This window comes from Clostridium sp. Cult1 (assembly GCF_021655095.1).
Taxonomy (GTDB): Bacteria; Bacillota; Clostridia; order Tissierellales; family Tepidimicrobiaceae; genus Schnuerera.
In genome coordinates this window covers 692,905-697,208 of sequence record NZ_PPXW01000001.1, presented here as the reverse complement: position 1 = coordinate 697,208, position 4,304 = coordinate 692,905, and the positions used below count along the sequence as shown (strand labels likewise).

The following is a 4,304-nucleotide window of genomic DNA, read 5'->3' as shown; positions in this document are numbered from 1 at the left end:
TATTATGTGCAACTAATAAGAAAATACTTAGACAAATTTAAAATGGAAATTATAGATGTATTAGAATATAAAAGATTCTAATACATCTATTTTTATATAATTCAAAACTAAATACAGATTGTAAGATGGCGAAGTTTTAGGTCAACTAAGTGACCAAAGAACTTCGCCATTTTTTATGTCTAAAAACAGAAAGAAAGGATTGAGAACAATGTCAAAATTATTTATGTATGGTACATCCTTGGAAGGAATAGAGCAATTGATGGTTATGGTTCCTAATTTCCAGCCAATGAGAAGTGGTATAGTTATCAATAATTATTTTAACTGTGAAGGAGGTGATGAAAATTGTAAGCTTAGTGTGATTAATGTTGATGATAGTTGCAGGAAATGTGGATACAATAATTCAAATTCCAAAGTTAATGTGGATAAGAAAAGATATAAAGACTTTGTAATGGATTGTTTTGGAAGGATAAACAATAATTCCTTAAGAGAAAGATTAAAGGGGATTAGTAGGAGTTTTAAGGGAGAAGTGTTTCTAAATTATCATCATAAGAAAAGGTTCTATAATTTTCTGCAAGACCAGGATCTAGATACCAATCATATACAATTGAGATTTATTGCCATTCTATTTTTACTTACTGCTAATGAAGGTCTATGGAAGGTTTCAAAACATTTAATAAAATTAAATGGATTTGATTTAAAAGAAAATGGATTTGATTTAAAAGAAATATGTCTTAGGGAAATAGATACTGATGGCTATGCCCTATACCAAACTGCTAAAACTCTATCAACTGGGAGAGAGTGTATAAAGATTAATGAACTTGCAGACAAGGATTTAATAGATGACTATATATTTAAAGCAATAATTAACTCTGCCTTAATCAATAGATATGGGACAGAGTTATTTTTAATTAATAAATAGAATGGAGGGAAAAATTTGAACATAACTATTAAAAAATCAAGGGATACTGATAAAAGAAAAACCATATGGCTTCCAATGGAAGAAGATAAGCTGGAAGAAGTTTGTAATGAATTAGGAGTAAAAATGGCTACAGAGCCAAATTGCTATATAGAAAGCAGCATAGATAAAAGATTTTCAAATATGCTAACAGATAAAAATGTAAATATAGATGAGCTAAATTATCTAATGAAAAGATTTGATGGTCTTAGCTCCAGGGAGATAGAAAAATTCTATGCAGTGTCCTTTGCAGAAGAAACAAAGACAATGGAAGATTTAATAAACCTAAGTTTTAATTTACATTGCTATAGTCTAATAAATAATTTCAGTGACTTTAATAAGCTAGGCAAGGATCTATATCTAACTGAAAAAATGGCAGTAGCAACTAGGGAATTAGATGACTAGATGGGCAATCCTATGCAATGTATGTAATAAAGAATAATAAAAGTGCTAGAGTAACTCCTTACGGTGTCTTATATAAAAACTCAAATGATTCAATGCAAGTATATAACGAGAAACAATTTCCACCATATGGCTGGAAAGAATCTATGGTTATTATTTGAATTAATTGTAAAGGGTTTTTAAAAGGATAGCATTTCTGAGATAGTTATATTATTATAGAATATAGCAGTACTAATGAAAAGGGAATATATTTTAGTATAGAGGAGCTGAGATAATGTGGAAACATTTATTTCAAGATCACATATTAGGAAGAGGATTAGATTATTTTATTCGTAATCTTGTTGAAAATGTATATGTTAAAGACAATATAATAGAGGCTACTGCATATGGAACTGAAGAATATAAAGTTGAGATTGTGAAAAAGAATGATGAAATAATAGAATTAAGTTGCAACTGTCCATATGCAGATGGTGGAAATAATTGCAAGCATATGGCTGCAGTATTATTTTATTTGGAGGATAAAGAGAGAGCCTTAAAAATAGAAGATATAGAAACAAGCATCACTAAATTAGTAAAAGAAGCAGACTCTGTTCTAGTTGAAGATTTTTTGATCGATATTTTGAAAAATGATGAAAAATTATTAAATAGGTTTAAAAGTAGATTGCAATGTGATATTTCACCGGCAGATATGAAGCGTTATAAAGATCAAGTAAATAGTATTTTTAGGAGATATGCAGGACATCATGATTTTGTTGATTATAAAAATGCCTGGGGTTTCATATCAGAACTTGAAGAGATTCTAGATAATGATATACAAGCAATGGTAGATAATAATCAACTGGAAGAGGCCTTTGAACTTACTAATTATATATTTATTAAAGTAGGAAATCAAGATATGGATGATTCTGATGGAGGAACCGGCCTGGTGGCCAATAGTTGCTTAGAGATATGGCAAGAAATATTAGATAAGAGTAGTATTGAGCTTAAAAGAAAGATATACAATTGGTTCACTGGGCATTTGAATGGTTCAGTTATAGATTACATGGAGGATTATATAGAAGAAATTATATTTGATGACTTTAAAGAAGATGAATTTATGGAAGAGAAAACTATTTTTCTGGACAATAAGATAAGAGAATATAAAAAACAGGAAAATTCATGGTTTAATAGTTATGGACTTGGTGAAATGATACTACGACGTATAAATATTATGGAGGAAATGGAGGTAAGCCAAAATATAATTGAAGATTACTGGAAGGAAAATTTGGAAATTAATGAAGTGAGAAAACATTATATTGATATTTGCATAAATAGAAAAGACTATGATATGGCAATTAAATTACTTAGGGAAGGTAAAGACAAGGAAAAAGATTGGCCAGGAATTGTAACCAATTATAGCTTGAAGCTAAAGGACTTATATAAACAAATTGGAGAACAGAAACTTTATGAAGAAGAACTATGGTCATTAGTATTAAACTATAAAGCAGGAGATGTGGAATTATATAAAGAATTAAAATCATTTTATACAGATAAAGAATGGATGGAAAAGAGGGAAATAGTTTTTAGTAAATTATCCCCTTATAGAGGAATTGATAAACTATATGAACTTGAGGAATTATATGATAGATTAATTAATATAATTTTAAATTCTAATGGCTTGTATATGCTAATAGAGTATGAAAAAATTTTAAAAGATATTTATCCAAAAGAACTTCTTGATAAATATGAAAATACAGTAAAAGCTATGGCAACGAATACTTCTGGCAGGGCACACTATAGAGAGATAGTATCTATTTTAAGACGAATGAAGAAATATCCAGAAGGTAAAGAAAAGGTATCTGAAATTGTAAGTGATTGGAGATTAAGATATAGGAACAGACCTGCAATGATGGATGAACTAAGTAAATTATAGTATACGAAGATTCTTTTATTCTGGATAGGCTATACTAAATAGGACAGATTTTCTCCGAATATGATATAATAAGTATAAGAGGCATATAGGTAGGGGGAATATAGATGAAAATATATTTTGATATGAACATATACAATAGGGTGTTTGATGATCAAACACAGATGAGAATAAGATTTGAGTCTATGGCAATAGATATTTTATTTGAACTAATCGAAAAGAAAAAATATGAATTAGTATGGTCCTTTGTTTTGGAATATGAAAATAGCAGAAATCCTTTTATAGAGAGGAAACTTAATATCATATCTATTTCTACCTTGTGTAATGAGGTAATACAGCCTAATGATAGAATCAAAGAGATAGCTAAAGATATAGTTATGAAATCAAATGCTAAAGATAAAGATGCCTTACATCTCGCTTCAGCTGTATATGGAGGCTGCAAATATTTTATAACCTGTGATGATAAATTTATAAAGACAATTGAAGGAAATGGAGATAACTTGAAGGATATAATTAAAGATGTTAAACTATATAATCCTATAGATTTTCTTAGAAAGGAGATGGATATTGATGTTATTGAATGAAAAAAGCAAATTCACAGATAGAGAAATAATAGAAAAAGGCTCTAGAGCATTAATAAAGGAGCTAGGGTATTCTGGATTTTTACGATTTATACGCCACTCCGAAGGAATAAGTAAAGAAAATTATTTGAAACTAGAAGATGAAATATTTGATAATCAGTCTGTAGATGAAATATTTGATAATGCAAAAGAGCATTGGGAGAATAGATAATAATTAATACGAAAATATTTTGCCACCTTTGAAAATTAAAAGAAAATATGAAGAATAAATAATGTAAATTGCAAAAAACAAAGCTCTCAAATATTTATTAATTTGAGAGCTTTGTTTTTTACAATATAGGTGAAAAAATTTTAAAAACTAATGATAAATATGTACAAATTAGGAAATACGCCTTTACACCAAGGGGATACTATCTTTTCACGACATCTTTATTGACCTCTCAAGGCACGTTGAAGT

5 protein-coding genes are annotated in these 4,304 nt (G+C 28.8%); all 5 read left to right on the top strand.

Annotation, left to right across the window (positions count from 1 at the left end; genetic code table 11):
- The first annotated feature begins 208 nt into the window (after positions 1–208).
- The 5 genes from C3E89_RS03355 (at position 209) to C3E89_RS03335 (ending at position 4,058) form a co-directional block, all read left to right on the top strand.
- Complete coding sequence (locus C3E89_RS03355) at positions 209–919, top strand: hypothetical protein (protein WP_236911081.1); 711 nt, start codon at positions 209–211, stop codon at positions 917–919.
- A gap of 15 nt (positions 920–934) precedes the next feature.
- Positions 935–1,360, top strand: coding sequence for a hypothetical protein (locus C3E89_RS03350; RefSeq protein ID WP_236911080.1), 426 nt, complete (start codon positions 935–937; stop codon positions 1,358–1,360).
- Positions 1,361–1,631: 271 nt separating this feature from the next.
- A complete protein-coding gene (locus C3E89_RS03345; protein ID WP_236911079.1) occupies positions 1,632–3,269 on the top strand; it encodes an SWIM zinc finger family protein in 1,638 nt (545 codons plus the stop codon).
- Between the two features lie 104 nt (positions 3,270–3,373).
- Entirely contained in the window at positions 3,374–3,850 is a 477-nt protein-coding gene (locus C3E89_RS03340) for a twitching motility protein PilT (protein ID WP_236911078.1), read from the top strand.
- Positions 3,837–4,058: a hypothetical protein gene (locus tag C3E89_RS03335; protein ID WP_236911077.1), complete on the top strand. Its 222-nt coding sequence runs from the start codon at positions 3,837–3,839 to the stop codon at positions 4,056–4,058. The genes C3E89_RS03340 and C3E89_RS03335 overlap by 14 nt, the downstream gene beginning before the upstream one ends.
- Positions 4,059–4,304: the final 246 nt, after the last annotated feature.

Excerpts from the sequence above, each read along its gene's own strand:
- C3E89_RS03355 (WP_236911081.1), top strand. The coding sequence starts at position 209 with ATGTCAAAATTATTTATGTATGGTACATCCTTGGAAGGAATAGAGCAA.
- C3E89_RS03340 (WP_236911078.1), top strand. The coding sequence starts at position 3,374 with ATGAAAATATATTTTGATATGAACATATACAATAGGGTGTTTGATGAT.
- C3E89_RS03345 (WP_236911079.1), top strand. The coding sequence starts at position 1,632 with ATGTGGAAACATTTATTTCAAGATCACATATTAGGAAGAGGATTAGAT.
- C3E89_RS03335 (WP_236911077.1), top strand. The coding sequence starts at position 3,837 with ATGTTATTGAATGAAAAAAGCAAATTCACAGATAGAGAAATAATAGAA.